This window comes from Roseomonas rosulenta, assembly GCF_016106005.1.
GTDB classification, from domain to species: Bacteria; Pseudomonadota; Alphaproteobacteria; order Acetobacterales; family Acetobacteraceae; genus Neoroseomonas; species Neoroseomonas rosulenta.
On the sequence record NZ_JACADR010000635.1, the window covers coordinates 1 to 651 of the forward strand.

Genomic DNA, 651 nt, shown 5'->3' on the forward strand with positions numbered 1-651 from the left:
ACGGCTGCTGCTGCGCGAGGGCCAGCCCATGCGGGCGGACGCCATGTTCCGCCGGCTGCTGGCCGCCGAGCCGGGCCGCGCCGAGGCGTATCTCGGCCGCGCCGATGCGCTGCTGGCGCTCGAACTGCGTGAGAGGGCGGTCGCCGCGCTGCGCGCCGGCCTCGCGCAAAGGCCCGGCGATGCGGCGCTGGCCGCGCGGCTGCGGGAACTGACCGCTCCGGCGATCCACCCCCGCAGCGGCGTCCTGGCCCGGCTGCGCGGCCTGTTCGCCGCGTTCCGGCGCCGGCCGGGGGGCTGACCGGCTCGCTGCGATCAGTAGGGGAAGGGCAGGCTCAGCCGCGCGCCCGCGGCGGGCTGGCGCAGCAGCCGGTCCTCGCGCGCCTGGAGGCTGTTGCGGTCGACGGCGGTGCCGAAGCGGGGTTCGGCAGGGTCGATCAGCGCGGGGTCGAGCCGCGGGCTGGCGCGCGAGGCCTCGTTCCGGCGTGGGCCTTCCATGTCGCGGTTGGGCACAGGGGCAGGGTCCCCGCGGCGGGTCTCGGCCGGTGCCGGGGCAGCGGGCGGGTCGCGGCGCGCCGTACGGCGGCGGACAGGTGTCGCGCTGGCCTGCGGCGGGCCGGGCTGGGTGGCGGCGGTCTGGCGCAAGCCGGCCTG

General features: G+C 79.4%; 2 protein-coding genes. One reads left to right on the forward strand and one right to left on the reverse strand.

What is annotated here, in order from left to right; translation table 11 throughout:
* Positions 1-298, forward strand: a 298-nt coding sequence (locus HW578_RS27380; protein ID WP_198373829.1) for a tetratricopeptide repeat protein, incomplete at its 5' end; no start/stop codon positions are given.
* Between the two features lie 14 nt (positions 299-312).
* Here HW578_RS27380 and HW578_RS27385 read toward each other — a convergent pair.
* Positions 313-651 (reverse strand): hypothetical protein (locus HW578_RS27385; protein WP_198373830.1); only part of this gene is annotated, 339 nt, incomplete at its 5' end.